This is a genomic window from Enorma timonensis, assembly GCF_000321165.1.
Lineage (GTDB): Bacteria > Actinomycetota > Coriobacteriia > Coriobacteriales > Coriobacteriaceae > Enorma.
This window is the reverse complement of the sequence record NZ_CAPF01000032.1, coordinates 52413-66721: the sequence shown is the minus strand read 5'-3', so window position 1 is coordinate 66721 and position 14309 is coordinate 52413. Positions and strand designations below refer to the sequence as shown.

General features: G+C 62.1%; 18 protein-coding genes and 1 tRNA gene. 14 read left to right on the top strand and 5 right to left on the bottom strand.

What is annotated here, in order from left to right:
- Window positions 1-187 precede the first annotated feature (187 nt).
- Complete coding sequence (locus BN423_RS03680; protein WP_232385486.1) at window positions 188-1069, top strand: TIGR02452 family protein; 882 nt, start codon at window positions 188-190, stop codon at window positions 1067-1069.
- A gap of 163 nt (window positions 1070-1232) precedes the next feature.
- Here BN423_RS03680 and BN423_RS03675 read toward each other — a convergent pair whose 3' ends face one another.
- Window positions 1233-1823: an HdeD family acid-resistance protein gene (locus BN423_RS03675; RefSeq protein ID WP_019238915.1), complete on the bottom strand. Its 591-nt coding sequence runs from the start codon at window positions 1821-1823 to the stop codon at window positions 1233-1235.
- 228 nt (window positions 1824-2051) lie between these two features.
- On the opposite strand from BN423_RS03675, the gene BN423_RS03670 reads away from it, so the two are divergent.
- Window positions 2052-2411, top strand: coding sequence for a hypothetical protein (locus BN423_RS03670; RefSeq protein WP_019238914.1), 360 nt, complete (start codon window positions 2052-2054; stop codon window positions 2409-2411).
- A 31-nt stretch (window positions 2412-2442) separates the two neighbouring features.
- Here the strand turns inward: BN423_RS03670 and thiD are convergent, their stop codons facing one another.
- Together thiD and thiC are read right to left on the bottom strand one after the other, a co-directional pair.
- A complete protein-coding gene (gene thiD, locus BN423_RS03665) occupies window positions 2443-3258 on the bottom strand; it encodes a bifunctional hydroxymethylpyrimidine kinase/phosphomethylpyrimidine kinase (protein WP_019238913.1) in 816 nt (271 codons plus the stop codon).
- Between the two features lie 362 nt (window positions 3259-3620).
- Window positions 3621-5018, bottom strand: coding sequence for a phosphomethylpyrimidine synthase ThiC (gene thiC, locus BN423_RS03660; protein WP_019238912.1), 1398 nt, complete (start codon window positions 5016-5018; stop codon window positions 3621-3623).
- Window positions 5019-5327: 309 nt separating this feature from the next.
- On the opposite strand from thiC, the gene BN423_RS03655 reads away from it, so the two are divergent.
- The 6 genes from BN423_RS03655 to BN423_RS03630 all read left to right on the top strand — a co-directional run bounded on the left by BN423_RS03655 (window position 5328) and on the right by BN423_RS03630 (window position 10632).
- Window positions 5328-5819 (top strand): PTS sugar transporter subunit IIB, encoded by a 492-nt coding sequence (locus tag BN423_RS03655; protein WP_019238911.1) that lies wholly within the window; start codon window positions 5328-5330, stop codon window positions 5817-5819.
- On the top strand, window positions 5816-6619 hold the full coding sequence (locus BN423_RS03650; RefSeq protein WP_019238910.1) for a PTS sugar transporter subunit IIC: 804 nt from the start codon (window positions 5816-5818) through the stop codon (window positions 6617-6619). The genes BN423_RS03655 and BN423_RS03650 overlap by 4 nt, the downstream gene beginning before the upstream one ends.
- A 1-nt stretch (window position 6620) precedes the next feature.
- On the top strand, window positions 6621-7472 hold the full coding sequence (locus BN423_RS03645) for a PTS system mannose/fructose/sorbose family transporter subunit IID (RefSeq protein ID WP_019238909.1): 852 nt from the start codon (window positions 6621-6623) through the stop codon (window positions 7470-7472).
- A gap of 9 nt (window positions 7473-7481) precedes the next feature.
- Window positions 7482-8420, top strand: coding sequence for a cupin domain-containing protein (locus tag BN423_RS03640; protein ID WP_019238908.1), 939 nt, complete (start codon window positions 7482-7484; stop codon window positions 8418-8420).
- A gap of 3 nt (window positions 8421-8423) precedes the next feature.
- Window positions 8424-9647, top strand: coding sequence for a mannitol dehydrogenase family protein (locus BN423_RS03635; protein WP_019238907.1), 1224 nt, complete (start codon window positions 8424-8426; stop codon window positions 9645-9647).
- Window positions 9648-9801: 154 nt separating this feature from the next.
- Window positions 9802-10632 carry a MurR/RpiR family transcriptional regulator gene (locus BN423_RS03630; RefSeq protein WP_019238906.1) on the top strand — a complete coding sequence of 277 codons (831 nt, stop codon included), beginning with the start codon at window positions 9802-9804 and terminating at the stop codon, window positions 10630-10632.
- Window positions 10633-10841: 209 nt separating this feature from the next.
- Here the strand turns inward: BN423_RS03630 and BN423_RS03625 are convergent.
- A tRNA-OTHER gene (locus BN423_RS03625) sits at window positions 10842-10924 on the bottom strand.
- A 294-nt stretch (window positions 10925-11218) separates the two neighbouring features.
- Between BN423_RS03625 and BN423_RS03620 the strand changes: the two genes are divergently transcribed.
- Together BN423_RS03620 and BN423_RS03615 are read left to right on the top strand one after the other, a co-directional pair.
- On the top strand, window positions 11219-11500 hold the full coding sequence (locus BN423_RS03620) for a hypothetical protein (protein WP_019238905.1): 282 nt from the start codon (window positions 11219-11221) through the stop codon (window positions 11498-11500).
- A gap of 654 nt (window positions 11501-12154) precedes the next feature.
- Window positions 12155-12349: a hypothetical protein gene (locus BN423_RS03615; RefSeq protein ID WP_019238904.1), complete on the top strand. Its 195-nt coding sequence runs from the start codon at window positions 12155-12157 to the stop codon at window positions 12347-12349.
- Between the two features lie 53 nt (window positions 12350-12402).
- Here BN423_RS03615 and BN423_RS03610 read toward each other — a convergent pair whose 3' ends face one another.
- On the bottom strand, window positions 12403-12642 hold the full coding sequence (locus tag BN423_RS03610) for a hypothetical protein (protein ID WP_019238903.1): 240 nt from the start codon (window positions 12640-12642) through the stop codon (window positions 12403-12405).
- Between the two features lie 108 nt (window positions 12643-12750).
- Between BN423_RS03610 and BN423_RS03605 the strand changes: the two genes are divergently transcribed.
- From BN423_RS03605 to BN423_RS03585, 4 genes are all read left to right on the top strand, one after another.
- Window positions 12751-13005, top strand: a complete 255-nt coding sequence (locus BN423_RS03605; RefSeq protein WP_019238902.1) for a hypothetical protein — start codon at window positions 12751-12753, stop codon at window positions 13003-13005.
- The gene (locus BN423_RS03600; protein ID WP_019238901.1) at window positions 13006-13293 is read left to right on the top strand and encodes a hypothetical protein; all 288 of its coding nucleotides are present in this window, start codon (window positions 13006-13008) and stop codon (window positions 13291-13293) included.
- 120 nt (window positions 13294-13413) lie between these two features.
- Window positions 13414-13620 (top strand): hypothetical protein, encoded by a 207-nt coding sequence (locus BN423_RS03595; protein WP_232385485.1) that lies wholly within the window; start codon window positions 13414-13416, stop codon window positions 13618-13620.
- Window positions 13621-13923: 303 nt separating this feature from the next.
- Window positions 13924-14118, top strand: coding sequence for a hypothetical protein (locus tag BN423_RS03585; RefSeq protein ID WP_019238898.1), 195 nt, complete (start codon window positions 13924-13926; stop codon window positions 14116-14118).
- Window positions 14119-14309 lie beyond the last annotated feature (191 nt).

The following is a 14309-nucleotide window of genomic DNA, read 5'->3' as shown; positions in this document are numbered from 1 at the left end:
CGATCCCGTGCGCTCAAGGCCGTGCGCCGCGCGCGGTTTGCGGGTATCCTTAAAGGGTGTTTGGCCGGCTTCAGACGCTGAAGGTGATGACATGGAGCGCAGGAACGATCGCCGCGCGCGCGGCGGGCAGGGAAACGGCGGAAACCGCGGGGGCGGTCGCGAGAACCCGCGGCGCGAGGCGCGGCGAGTGGCTGCTGAGCAGCATACGGACGAGGTCGCCACGCGGCTCGCGAAGGATATCGCCCGCTCGCTCGAGGGCGTGGTGCGCTACGAGGGCGCGCCGAAGACCGAGGTCGCCGAGGCCTGCGTCCCTGCGGTGACGGTCGAGGCGACCGACGCCGTCGCGGCCATCCTCGAGCACGGCCGCGGGTACGCCCAGTTCTGCGATCTCGCCGTGCTCGACTTCGCCTCGTTCGTGAACCCGGGCGGCGGCTACATCCGCGGCGGGCTCGCGCAGGAAGAGGCGCTCTGCACCGAGTCGTACCTGTACAACGTCCTCAACGAGCAGCGCGATTGGTACGGGGAGAACCGCCGTCGCAACATCAACTGCGAGCTGTACCGCGACCGTGCGCTCATGGTGCCCGCCGTGCGCTTTGAGCGCGGCAAGATGCACGCGTACGCGGACGTCATCGTGGCGGCGGCGCCCAATGCCCAGCGTGCCCGCGCGGACTACCATGTGGCCGAGGACACGCTCGCGGCCGCCATGCGCGACCGCATCCGCTTCGTCCTCTCGATCATCGACGCGCTCGGTAGGGAGAAGGCCGTGCTCGGCGCGTACGGCTGCGGCGTCTTCGGCTGGGATGCCGAGCAGGTCGCCGAGCTCTTCCGCGAGGAGCTCGCGAGCGGCGTCCACGGCGTGAAGGAGGTCGTGTTCGCTATTCCGCGCACGCGCTACGACGACAACCTCGCGAAGTTCGAGCACGCGTTTAGCGCGTTCCCCGAGGCGCCCGCCACGTCCTATGCCGAGGCCGCGCGCGAGGCCGCGGCTCGTGCTGCCGCCGAGGAGTCGGCGCGCGAGGCGCAGGCGGACGACGACGAGGACGAGGACGACTGGCGCAAGTACCTGTAAGCGCACCCGCCTGGGACGGGCGGCGCTTGCCACCGAGTCATGGGTCTTGGCCGTCGCGCTCGCAACCGGCATGAAAAAGCGACCGGAGCGGGATGACGGGCATCTCGCTCCGGTCGCTTCGGTTACGCGGGTTTGGTGACGGGCACGCGCCGCGCGGGCTGGATCAGCGCTCGATGCGCTTGATCATCACGCCCTCGACGATGAGGGTCGCGCCCGCCACGATGAGGTAGGCGGCGATGAGGTAGGTGAGCACCACGCCCGTGAAGAGCGGCGTGAACGCGAGGATGACGCCGAGGATGATGTTCACGATGCCCATGACCGTGCCGGCGGACGACCCCTCAAGCTCGTAGTAGCGCATGCTGTGCGCGAAGGAGAGGCGCTCGATGCCGGTCATGATGAGCAGGAAGGCCAGCAAGAGGCCGAGCGTGGTGGCGGTGAACACCGTCGGCAGCGCCAGGAACAGCACGCCGAGCAGGGCGTTCAGGATGCCTGCCGCGAGCGTGGCGCCGTCGCGGAAGAACGCGGGCGTCTGAACGTAGCCGATGATGTCGGATACGCCGCGGATGATGAGCACGGCGGCGATGAAGCCCTGGATGAAGGCATACATGCCCAGCGGCGCGGCGGCGCTCGCGATGCCCAAGATGACGAGCAGGACGCCCAAGACGATCATCCAGATCTTCGCGCTGCCGATCCTGCGATTCCATAGGTTTACATATTCGTTCACGTAATCGTGATCCGGATCGAAGTGCTGCATGACTCCTCCTAACGAAAAAGCCTCCCATCCGTGAGTCGGTCGGGAGGCACGTTGTTACTACTCTTCTACCCGGATTACCGGCCGATAATCAAGAATGCTGTTCGTTTAGTCGCAAATAGCGATATGAGCATGCATACTGCCACATTTCACCGCGGCGTGCTGGCCGCGTGCTGGCCGCCTGCCGATCGGCGGTAGAATGGGGCGACGGGCCGGGAAGGGAGCTTCGCGATGCATATCTATATCAACCGCTTGAGCGCGCGCGAGCGCTCGCAGCTCCTCGAGCGCCGCTTCACGCACGAAGAGCTCGCCGAGCTCCATGCGGCGCTGCTGCGCGGTCAGCGAGCGCGCCGTCGCACCCTGCGCATCCTCGCCGTCGCGGTGCCCCTCGGGTGCCTGGCGCTCATCGGGCTCATGGTCTCGCGGGCAGGCTTGACGCCAGCCGTCCTCATCGCCGGCGTCGCCGTGCTCCTCATGGTCGCGCTCGCGCTCGCGGCGGCGTGGTTCGCGGCCATCGGTCTCTACGCGCGCCAGTTCAACGATGCGATCGACGAGGGATATCCCGAGCTCCTGGGCCGTCTGCACCTCTGATGATAAAATGGTGTCAGTCACCTTTTTATCATCAGATCTGCCACATGTGATCGACCGGGCCGGAGCCGTGCCCGAGGTCGAGCCCCGCGGCGAGTGCGCCGGTGAGGTATTCCTTCGCCTGGTTGATGGCATCGGGGAGCGTCCTGCCCTGGGCGAGGCCGCAGGCGATGGCCGAGGACAGCGTGCAGCCCGTGCCGTGGGTGTTTTCCGTCTCGACGCGCGTGTGGCGGAACCACGTGATGCGCGGCTCGTCGTCGGCGTTCGCCACGGGCTCTGCCAGCACGTCGTTGGCGTCGTTGACGTTGTGGCCGCCCTTCACGAGGGCGGCGCAGCCGAAGCGGCGGACGAGGTCTTGGGCGATGAGCGCCTGGTGGCGGCTCGATTCGATGGCGCGCCCGGCGAGCGCCTCCGCCTCCATGATGTTCGGCGTGATGACGGTGGCGATGGGCAACAGGCGCGCGGTGAGCGCCTCGATTGCGCCCTCGTCGATGAGGCGCGCGCCGGACGTCGCGACCATCACGGGGTCGACGATGATGTTCCGCGCACCCCAGTGCTCGAGACGCTCGGCGATGGTCTCGATGATGGCGGCGGAGGACACCATGCCGATCTTCACCGCCGCCGGCGGGATGTCCTCGAACACGGCGTCGATCTCCTGGGCGACGAACTCCGGCGTGGCCTCGAGCACCGCGCGCACACCCGTCGTGTTCTGCGCGGTGAGCGCCGTGATGGCGGTCTCGGCGAAGAGGTGGTGCGCCGCGATGGTCTTGATGTCCGCCTGGATGCCCGCGCCGCCGCTCGAGTCCGACCCAGCGATAGACAGCACGGCGGGGATGGTCTTTACCTGCATAAACAATAACCTCGCTTCCAAAGCGTGGGGATGATCTGCCGCCCCGCCCCCTCACCGTATCATCCCGTGCTCAAACAGCGCTGCGCGAACTGCGCGCGGAACGATACGGTGAGGGGGCGGGGCGACATCACCTGCTCTCGTACCCATTTCAAGCAGGTTGACCATCCAAAACAAAGAATGGTTGCAACCCTTCCATCTCTCCGCACCTTGGGTGATCGGTGGGAGCGGCACCGCGCTCGACCTGGCCGCGGAGAGGGGTGATGCTGTGGGGGTCGGGTCGGCCATACCGTCCCGCGCGCAGTTCGCGAAGCGCTGTCTGAGCACGGGATGGTATGGCCGACCCGGCCCGCGTCAGGCGCCTATTACTCCGCGTCCAGGTCGATCGTGGTGCCCTCGAACACCTTGTTCACCGTGCGCACCGCGCACATCTTGCCGCACATGGTGCACGTGCCCTCGGTGGATGCGGGCGACGCCTCGTAGCGGGCGCGGGCGGTGTCGGCGTCGAGCGCGTAGTTCCACATCTCGTCCCACGCGAGGCGGCGGCGCGCGTCGCCCATGCGGTCGTCCACGTCGCGCGCGTGCGGCACGCCCTTGGCGATGTCGGCCGCGTGCGCGGCGATCTTCGTGGCGATGAGGCCCTCGCGCACGTCGTCGGCGTCGGGCAGGCAGAGGTGCTCGGCCGGCGTCACGTAGCACAGGAAGTCCGCGCCGGCGCTCGCGGAGATGGCGCCCCCGATGGCCGCGGTGATGTGGTCGTAGCCCACGCCGATGTCCGTGACGAGGGGCCCGAGCACGTAGTAGGGCGCGCCATGGCACAGGCGCTTCTCGAGCTCCACGTTGGCGGCGATCTCGTTGATGGCCATGTGGCCGGGGCCTTCGATCATCACCTGCACGCCGGCGTCCCAGGCGCGCTTCGCGAGCTTGCCGAGCTCGATCATCTCAGCGGTCTCGACGGCGTCGTTCGCGTCGAAGAGGCAGCCCGGGCGGCACGAATCGCCGAGCGAGATCGTCACGTCGTACTCGTGGCAGATCTTCAGGATCTCGTCGTAGTACTCGTAGAAGGGGTTCTCGTTGCCCGTGACCTCCATCCAGCCGAAGAGGAGCGACCCGCCGCGGCTCACGATGTTCATGAGGCGGCCGGTCTCCTTGAAGGTCTTGACGACGCTCTTGTTGATGCCACAATGGATGGTGAGGAAGTCCACGCCGTCCTCTGCGTGGGCGCGCGTGACCTCCAGCAGGTCGTCGACGGTGAGCTTCACGAGGGGCTTCTCCATGTAGCCGATCGCGTCGTACATGGGCACGGTGCCCACCATGAGCGGGGTCTTCTTCACGAGCTCCTGGCGGAAGAAGCGCGTCTTGCCGGAGTTCGAGAGATCCATGATGGCGTCGGCGCCCAGGCGCTCGGCCGTGGCGACCTTTTCCCATTCCACGTCGGCGTCCGCGACGTCGCCTGAGATTCCCAGGTTCACGTTGACCTTCGTGGAGAGGCCCGCGCCCACGCCCGCGGGCTTGAGGCCGGCCGCGAGGTGCCGTACGTTGGCCGGGATGGCGATGCGCCCGGCGGCGACGCCCGCGCGGATGAACTCCGAGTCGCGGTGCTCGCGCTCGGCGACGGCGCGCATGGCCGGCGTGATGACGCCCGCGCGCGCGAAGTCGATCTGCGTGACGTACGGGCTGCCGTCCGGGCGGGTGGGGGTGCCGGCGGCCTGTGCGGTCGCGGTGTCGGCGTTGTTTGTGGCTGGGTTCTGCGGTGCATCCATGATGCGGCTCCCTTCGTTGGCATTACCCATGTCAGGTTCTGCGGGTCGGGGCGGGCACGCCCCCTCTCAGCCTGCCGTTTCCCGCAAGCTCCCCGATATGTCCCCGCTCACGGGGCGATGCGCCGCGCAAGCGTTGGCGACATTATACGCGGGTTGGGGGAGGCGCCAACCTCCGCACCTACCGATAAACCGAATAATTCAACCGTTTAGACAAAATCTTGAATTATTTGACTTATTGGCAGGAAACTATGGCATGATAGCGACGAAGGCCTTCGCATCAACAGTCCTGATAGATCGAGAGGTGGGTTGATGATCGTCCATTATCGCATTGACAGCAGGGTCGTGCATGGTCAGACGACCACGAGAATCACCAAGGAGCATCCGGTCGATGGCGTGATTATCGTCGACGATGAGATCGCCGGCGATGCATTCATGCAGACGGTATTCAAAAGTGCGCTCGGCTCGACGCGTCTGCTCGCGTTTACGGAAGAGCGGGCGCTGGTGAAGCTTCCCGAAGCCGAGCAGTCGAAGAAGCGCTATCTCGTCGTGTTCAAGACCACGCGTGCTGCACGCGATCTCGTTGAGCATGGCTATGCGTTCAGCGGTGTGCTCAACGTGGGACCACAACCCAACGTTTCCGGGGCGACGCTCATAGAGAAGATGCTGTATCTCACGCCCGAGCAGATCGAGGACTTGAATGTTCTCGAATCGCACGGAACCGATCTCATCATCAACCCGGCATTTACCACGCCGAATCTCACGTGGGCAAATGCCAAGTCGAAAGCGGGTGTGCATTCATGACATACTTCATCCAGGTATTACTCGTCGCGATTCTGTATTACCTGACCGATACGTTCGCTTCGTTTGGCGGCATGGTGTTTGGCCGCTATACCTGCCAGCGTCCCTTGGTGGGCGGCCTGCTCGTCGGACTGATTTTCGGTGATCTTCAAAAGGGCCTCGAGCTGGGGATTGCATTCCAGCTTGCATACATGGGCGCGTTTGCCGTGGGCGGTGCCGTGACCATCGACGTCGGCGTTGCGTCGTACCCGATCATGGCGCTCTCCATCATCAACGGCCTTGATACCGGTACTGCGCTCGCGCTTGCCGCGCCTGTCTCGGTGCTCACCGCGAACCTCGTGCATGTGATGCGCGCGTTCAACACGTTCTGCACCAGCATCGTGCACAAAGGGATTGAACATACCAACTATCGAACCATCTTCATGGGCAACGTGGTCCTTCCCCAGCTGTTCCTTATCGCGAAGAACTTCTTCGTTGTGTTCATCCTTCTCTATCTGGGCGCCGATGCCGTCGATGGGCTCTTGGCCGTCATTCCTGAGAACGTGCTCCACGCCCTTGGCCTGCTGGGAAACACGCTTCCCGCTGTCGGTATGGCGATGCTGCTCAAGTTCAACATCTCCGGCAACTGGATGTTCATCTTCTTCGTGCTCGGTTTCATGATGATGTCCGTCATGGGCATGAGCTTCATTGCGATCGGTATCGTTGCCGCTGCGATCGCGTTCTTCTACTACCTCATTGAAAAGAACGATCAACCCCAGGTCGCGGGCGCTTCTGCGGCTGCTGACGATGATGAGGAGCTGTAACATGAGCGATCAGATCATCCAGGAGACGACCCCTAAGCACGCAGAGCCGCTTTCGAAGAAGGAGCTCAACGCGCTGTTCTGGCGTTATCAGCTGCAGTACCTGTACTGCTGCAACCTTGAGAACTGGCATGGCAATTGCTATGCGTACGACATGATTCCCCTGTACAAGAAATACTATGACGCTGAGGGTCAGAAGCAGGGCATGCTTCGCATGATCGACTTCATCAACACGGAGCAGACCACGGCGAGCGTGCTGTGGGGCATCCTCGTGGGCATGGAGGAGCAGAAGGCGCTCGGTGCGGATGTGGGCGACGACATGATTCGTACGGTGAAGTCCTCGCTCATGGGGCCGCTTGCCGGCATCGGTGACAGCCTCATCCAGGCGACGGTGCTTCCGCTGCTTACCACCATCGCCATCTCGCTCACGGGAACCGGCCCGTATAGCCCGCTCGGCGTGATCGCGTTTATCGTGGCGACGCCCATCTTGCTGTGGGTCTATGCGCGCTTCCTGTTCAACAAGGGCTATGAGCTTGGCAAGGACGCCATCACCATGCTCATGGGTTCGGCAATTGAGAAGATCAAAGTCGCGGTGCAGCTTTTCGGTATCGTGATCATCGGCGCGCTCTCGGCGAGCTACGTGAAGCTCACTACGCCGCTTTCGTTCGCCGCTTCCGCCGATGCCGATCCTGTCGTGCTGCAAGAGGTCATCGACGGCGTGTTCCCTAACATCCTGAGCTTGCTGCTCGTCGTGGGCTGCTGGTACCTGGTCTCCAAGAAGGGCGTATCGGTTACCAAGATGATCTTCGGTCTCATGGCCGCCGTCCTCGTGCTCGGCCTCGTGGGAATTCTGTAGGGGAGACCCATGAAGCGGATATACCATATCGAGCCCATTTATAAATCGTTTGTTTGGGCAGGGCAGAAGCTTATAGACCGTTTCGGCATCGATACCGACCTGCCCAATGTGGGGACCATCTATTGCGTCATCGCGCTGCCCGGCGAGCTGGATAACATCGTGCGCGAGACCGGCGAGCCCCTCTCGGCGTTCTATGCGTCGCATCGTGAGCTTTTCGCCTGCCCTGACGAGGTTTTCCCCGTGCGCATGACCATCACCTGCAACGAGGGCTTCCAGTCCTATCAGCTCCACCCTGACGATGCCTATGCGCTTGCGCACGAAGGATGTCGTGGAAAGGTGTCGGGCGCGGTGACGCTTGATGACGAGGGGCATGTCGGTACCTGGCTTTTCGGCCATAAGGTCGCTTCGCTCGAGGAGTTCAAGGACTGTGTGGAGCGGCGCGACTGGAATCGTCTGTTCGACACCCTTAAGGTGCACGACGGTGATTTCGTCCACACGCCGGCGGGTGTCATCCATGGCGGGAACGGTGCAGGCGCGGTCTCGGCGACGTTCGGGACGAACGGCGACATCACGTATCGGTTCTTCGACAATGACCGCAACGATCCCGCTCGCCCGCTCGCCCTTGATGACGTCTATGCCTGCGTGCACTTTCCGGAGGTTCCGTTTCGCGCGGAGCCACCGCATCCGGTGCAGGTACCGGGCATGAAGCTCATCACCTACCACGATGTGGACGGCGAGTACGTCGCCCTGCGCATGAAGGTTGAAGGGGAAACGTCGTTTGGATACGACTCGTTTCTGTTCATCACCTGCGTGGCGGGCGCGGGCAGCGTCGGCGGCACGTCGATCGGCATGGGGGAGACGCTGCTCGTCCCAGCAGGCTTCGGCCCGTTCGAGCTGCAGGGTGACATGGACTGCATCGCGATCTCCTACCATGCGAAGGAGGCGTGACCCATGGAGCCGGAACGCGTGGTGATCGTGGGCGCGGGCCAGACCGGACGCGGCATGTTCGGTGCCCTCTTCTATAAGGAGGGCTGCTACGAGCTGACCTTTGCCGACACCGACGCGGCGCTCGTGCGCGGCCTGCGCGAGCAGGGGTATTACACGGTTGAGGAGAAGGATTTGCTTACGGGCTCCGTCGAGCACGTGCGCGTAGACGGATTCTCGTGCGTGGACGTGGCTGATCGCGACGCCTACCTTGATGCGCTGGCTCGGGCGACGTACATTGCGGTTGCGGTGTTTCCCAAATCGTTCGATGACGTTGCCTGCGATCTTGCCGAAATGGTGCGCGTCCGGAAGGCGCGCGGTGTGGAGGACGTGGTAGCCGTCATACTGGGCGGGAACTTCGTGGGGCTCCACGAGTATTTCCAACGCGCTATCGAGGCGCAGCTCAACGAGGACGAGCGTGCGTACGCCCGCACGTATGTGGCGCTTGCCACCTCGAAAGCGAATCGGAAGGTGGTTCATGCGGGCGCGGGGGCGGAGCGGTTCGCGCTCACCGGCGACAACAAGTCCGTGCTACCCGTGGAGGATTGCCTGCCCTTTAAGGTGGGGCATCGCCTTCCCTCGTTCTTCCACATCGATCCGGATGTCGAGCTCAGCATGATCGAGAAGATCTGGAGTGAGAACCTCATCCATTGCTCGCTGGGATTCATGGGCGCGTTCGCCGGATACACGACGGTCAACGAGGCGATCGAGGACGCGCGTATCGGCGCCCTTGCGCTCTATGCGTGGTTTGAAGGCAGGCGCGCGCTTGAAGCGGCGTACGGTATTCCCGTGCCGGACGAGGCCGCCATCAGAACCATGATGGAGAAATTCGACACGCCCTATTTCCACGACCGTATCGCACGAATCGTTCGACAGCCGATTCGTAAGCTCAAGAAAGGCGATCGGTTCCTGGGGCCGGCCTTGCTTTGCATTGAGCAAGGAATCACCCCGTATTTCATCTTGCGTGCAGCGGCACATGGCTTCTGCTACGAAGACGACGCTGAGCCGCAATCGGTGGAGATAGCGCGCCTGATACGCGAACTCGGTATTGACGCGGCGGTGCGCGCGGTGACCGAACTCGACCCGTGCGAGCCCCGCGAGCGCTTGGCGCTCGAGATGCTCGCGGACGCGGCGCGTGAGGTTTCGTGTCCGCGCCGGGTGCCCGAGGTGTTTTCTCGGGTGCTGGGATAGGATGCCGCGAAGGCGCCCCGCGCGTAGCGTGCACGGGGCGCTTCCGCATCCGGTAGAACGTTATTCATCTGCACCAGCCGATTGTTTTTCGTGCACGGAGCCCGATTCAGATATAGTGGAGCCATCACGTTCCCACCCCTCAGCGAGGCACACGATGTTCTCAACCAAAGTAAACAGTCTCTACACCAAGCTCACGATGACCGAGAAGAAGATCGCGGACTACCTCATCATCAACGGTGCTGATGTGGGCGGAATGACCTCATATGATCTCGCGGAGCGCTTGGGAATCGGGCAGGCGACCGTAGTCCGCTTCTCAAAGAAGCTCGGGTATCGCATGTTTGGCGAGATGATCGATGACGCGAAGAATTCGGTGGGGGAGTCTACCTCGGAAATCATCGAATCGGATACGCCTTCTGACATCTTGGATAAGCTGGAAAAGCGCACGTGCGACATCATCCAGTCCATTCGCCAGAGCAATGATGCGGAGTGTTTCGCGCGTGCTGCCAAGTTGATCGACGGCGCGCGCAACATCGTTTGCTACGGATATACGACGAGCAATCTTTTCGCGTCGTACCTTTGCGAGCTGCTTATCGAGATCGGCAAGGGAGCATTGTGCGAAAGCAATGCCATTCTTACCAAGCGACGCGTGTTCCAGCTCGATTCCGAACGAGACGTGGTCATCATCGTGTCGAAGTCCGGCGAGAAGTCGGAATCGGTCGGCATCGCGGAATATGCGAAGAGTCGCGGGATTCCCGTTATCGCGATATCGAATGCTGGGAAGAGCCCACTCGTCGAGATTGCGGATGTGCACATCAAGGTGCTCGAAATCAGCGATCGCTCTGTTCCATCCGCTTCGATGGGGACGGATGCCGGGGTCATCTATGCGGCCGAGGTGCTCGCTGCATGCGTGTTCCAGTGCAACCAGAAGGTGTATCGTCGGCAGTATGGCAACAACATCGTCGCCGCATTCTCGGAGCGAAAATAGGGTTTGGACAAGGCTGGATGGCGCAGGGCGGGCTTCTGTTTTGCTGAAGCCGGCTACTTGGGTTGCCCCTGTAGTTGGGCTTGATCGTGACGCAATAAGAGAGGTTCCGATCCCGTGCAGGGACGCGGTCTTTCCTATATGTCCTTTCGAGGTTTGGGGCATTGGCATTCTGGCTGGTAATCAAACGGGATGTCCATCTCTTCCTCCTATGGTTGGGGCGGCGGGACTCGAACCCGCACGGGTCCCCCACGTGCTTCTGGGCACGCGCGTCTGCCGTTTCCGCCACACCCCGTTGAGGTATAATCAGATTGGATAGGCGCACACCCCCCCGGTTAAGAACCGAGGCAGAGTAGCGCCTTTCCGCTTATCTAAGATGAATGAGATCCCCGCCAGGGCGGATGATGATCACCTCATCAAGCGTTCCGTCGTCAACGAATCTCTGAGATGTCTCTCTCACGTAATGTTTTGGAGTAGTGGCATTCTGACTGGTAAGCAAACCAGATGGAAGGGTTGCAATAGGGGATAAGAAATACGACGATGACGGCGAAAGGGTGACGTTCCACCCGCAGGAGCAGGAGGGGCAGGCATGAGGTACGCATATGACCGCGCAAGTGGCCGCGTGTTCGGCAAGCCTGATCCCGACAAGGCGGCGATCGCTCGCTTCTTCGAAGCCTCAGAGTTTGATATCTTCGCCGCCGGGTACGTCATCGACAAGGTGACGGGCGAGTGGACCGACATACCGCTCGCGGCGACGGGGCGCGACGGCTTCTGCTGGGATAGCGATGACGCGTACCATTTCGAGAAGTACGACATGGAACTGACGCCAGAGTTCCGCGCCTATGCCCTGGCGCACGCGCCCGGGGAGTAGGGCGGCCCGACAACTCGATTCAACGGGAGCCCCCGCGAGGGGGCTTCTTTCATGCCGCGTGACACCGGGCATAGCATCCCGTCAGGCAGGGGAGCCGCCGAGGCTCCCGTATAGGCATGCCGCAGCCGATGCGGCGGCGCGATGGCGGAATGAACCGCCGTTTTGTAGCGCTGGCATTCTGGCTGGTAATCAAGCAACTCCCCAGGCGCTTCTCATAGACAAGCGCGGTATGGATGGGCGCATCGCGAGATAAAAAACGGTTCCAGAACCAAGCCGAGCTCGGAGCGGAACCGAAAAGCAAATCTATTATACCGTTTTGATCAATGGCATTCTGGCGGGCAATCAAACCAGCATCTGGCGTTGATAGGCTGCGTCGAGAGGAAGAGGAGTCGTTCTGTCGCGCAACCATCCCAACGGCACGCCGCCATCATGGATTGACATAAAGACGGTGGCCGGGAACGGTTGGATCAGGGAGTCGGTAATTACGTGCCGCGACGGTACGCAATGGGAGATTGCACGCGAAACCCCCGAGGTAATCGAGGTATTAGAATAATATTGTGATATAACCAGGGCAGATAACCCCGATATATCGAACCGGCGCATCATCGAAGACGCCACCCTTCGGATGGTCGTTGAGGAGAATGAGGAGCGAAGATGGTTCAGGATGAGGAAGGCGAGGTCATCTTAGAAGACCATGAGTTCGGCCTTCTGATCGATGACGATGACACCGCGTCGTATGACCCGTATTCCGACACCTCGGACTGGCCTGAATGGATTCGGCGATCTTATGCGAAGGTATCGAAAGAGGTGAGGGCGGAGCACACAGAGCTCTTCAAGAGTAGGGCTTAGCTTGGCAGGAGCCTCCTCGCAGGGGCTCTGCTGCGCTTTCGTCGTGGCGGCCTTTACCACCAGATTGCATACCCGGACTCCTCGAAGCGCCCGGATTCGTTGAACTCGCGGAGTTTCGAGAACATGTGGCCGGCGTAGACGTGGTTGAAGTCAGCGCTCGACTCCTCAACCACGGACACCTCGCCCGATTCACGGTCGATCATCGCCTTGCCGGGCACCGAGGCATCGTTCTCGGGCAGAAACGTGTACACCGCCGTGCGGTCGTCGATGCTGTCGAGCGAGAACCGTATCATTTCCCTAACCGTCCCTAGATTTGAGCCATCCGAGTGGCTGGTTGGTACAATCGTATTCCATCCCACAGGCGACACACGCCATGGACGGGCTTTTGGAGGCGATTCCGAATGGCGCAGCATAGCTGGGAAGAGACCGAGGAGATAGAGGCCCGCTACCACGAGGTCTTCGGCCTCGACGCAAGGACTCCGATCCTGCCCTTCATGTGGCCGTCCGTGGAGTTCCTCGAGACGTGGGACAAGGGGCAGGCGATGCTCGACTGCATCGAGTGCGGCGAGACGTGGGACGACGAGGCGGACTACAGCCCCTGGAAGGGCGTTATTCCCGAGATGGAGCGGCTCGCGGAAGAAGGGGTCGTGTTCTAGATGACGGCCATTGATGTGCACGAGAAGAGTCGCCTGCTCGGAATCGACTACGACGATTACACCGAGGCCGTCAAATTGACGGGCAGCATGATCTTCGATGCGATCGATTCCGGGACATATGGGGTCGATGCGTATATCGACATGGTCAAGTCCCTCCCGCCGAAGCCCATGGTCGCGCTTATACGTTACGACGGGCTCTATAAGCAGTACTCGAGGGTCTTCGACTTCGACGGACCCATCCCCGGCGTCGAGGCGGCCTACCCCTACGCCGGCAGGGATGACGAGTAGCAGCCCACTGGTTTTGGAGCAGTGGCGTTCAGACTGGTAGTCAAACGGGGGCGCGAGTTGAGCATTTGGAGCGATTTTTGGGCCGAATGGAGAACAGAGTTCACCGTCGAGGACGATTCAATGCTTCTTTCCAGAATGCTTGAAGCACTTCCGGCGGACGAGCTCCAGCTGTTCGAGAGCGAATGCGATGTCGCGGACTCGCTCCGCGCCGAGCATGGCCTGCAACCCGATTTCGACCAGATCTGCGAGCGCGCCATCATGGAGCGCTTCGCCGACGAGGAGGCCGAGCGCGCCGCGAAGGGCGTCATCGACGCGGTGAAGCCCTAGGGGTTTTGGAGCAGCGGTATTCTGACTGGTAATCAAACGCCTCGGTCATATACTGCGCCATAGACAAGCGCCTGAGCGGGCGGGAAGAGCGGCGAGCGGAAGCGAAGCGTGACGGCGAACACTTCCGCAAGCCCGGAAAATAAGGAGGTGAAGGGGCGGCGGCAACCGCCCCACCGCCTCACCCGCATGGTACCACGAAGGAGGACATATGGGCGAGTTCGTGCTCGACGTGCTCAGGGCTTTCGCCGTGACGTTCGGCGTGGGGGTCGCGTACCTCCTGATCAAGAACCGGAGGCGGTAGCCATGCCGTACACCGAGGCTCAGAAGCGCGCCACGGTGAAGTACCTGAAGAACAACGTGCGGCGCGCGGTGGTGGCGTTCTACCCCGCCGAGGACGAGCGGTGGGAATGGCTGGACTCCCAGCCGAACAAGGCGGGCTACATCAAGCGGCTGATTCGCGAGGACATGGAGCGAAGCCGCGGAGAGGTTTTGGCGTAGCGGCATTCTGGCTGGTAATCAAACGAAAGGCAGCCATAGTCGACGTTCGGAGAGGGAGATCGCGGGCAATCGTAGAGCGGGATGCGGTCGTGGTCGTGAACCCGGAGAGAGATAGAACCATAACGGCATGTCGGGCAGGGAGGCGGGAGAGGAGAAGGTATGGCACTGACCAAGGGGCAGAGTGATTTGCT